Genomic DNA, 832 nt, shown 5'->3' on the forward strand with positions numbered 1-832 from the left:
AGATGGTGTTGGCAGCGAGCAATGGTGTGAGAGCTTGAAAGACAAGCCAAAAGGTGACTGGACAGCAAACGAAGCAACCAGCTTTACTAAGCACTGCATTTTCTAAGCACTGCATTTTCTAAGCACTGCATTTTCTAAGCACTGAACTTGCTTAACACGATGTCTCTTATGAAGAGCGATGGCGTGGTTAAATAAAATATTAAGAAAACACCAAGCATCTTGCTTGGTGTTTTTGTATCCGAAAAGCCCTTTTTACATTTTCGTTTCATTTTTGAAAACCTGCGTTACCCGTCTTTAATTTGTCGTCTTGTGGTGGCATGGTGACGAGACCATCACCAATCTCACGTAGGTTCATAATAAAAAGGGACTCAAATGGAAGTACTCAAAGGCTCATGTCTGTGTGGCAAGGTAAAACTCGAAGTGGCGGATGAATTCAAATACATGGGCAATTGCCATTGCTCTGAATGTCGAAAATTTACTGGCTCTGACTATTCATCGGCGGGCGGCATTGCTCTAGATAAGTTGCTCATTATCCAAGGGAAAGAGGATATTCAAACTTATCAGAAAAGTGAAAATACCGAGCTATGTTTTTGTCGCCATTGCGGCTCAAGTTTGTATTCGAAAAAGAATAACGGAATCGTCAATATTCGCTTAGGTGTGTTGGATGATGCCCCATCTCACAAACCAAGCTTTCATATTTTCGTGGCGTCAAAAGCGCCGTGGTTAGAAATAACCGACAACCTGACCCAGTTTGAAGCAGGGCCAAAACTTTAGAGAAAATCCGTTGTTATCGCGGGGCGAATATCAACGCCTCGCGGATTAAAATTCCACT

Annotated in this window: 2 protein-coding genes; both read left to right on the forward strand. The window is 42.4% G+C overall.

Annotated features, from left to right (window positions below; genetic code table 11):
- A partial coding sequence (locus R7Q09_RS24855; RefSeq protein ID WP_318143786.1) for a DUF3012 domain-containing protein occupies positions 1-106 on the forward strand: 106 nt, incomplete at its 5' end.
- 266 nt (positions 107-372) lie between these two features.
- Entirely contained in the window at positions 373-774 is a 402-nt protein-coding gene (locus R7Q09_RS24860; protein ID WP_005464047.1) for a GFA family protein, read from the forward strand.
- Positions 775-832 lie beyond the last annotated feature (58 nt).

This window comes from Vibrio sp. 2130-1, from assembly GCF_033339515.1.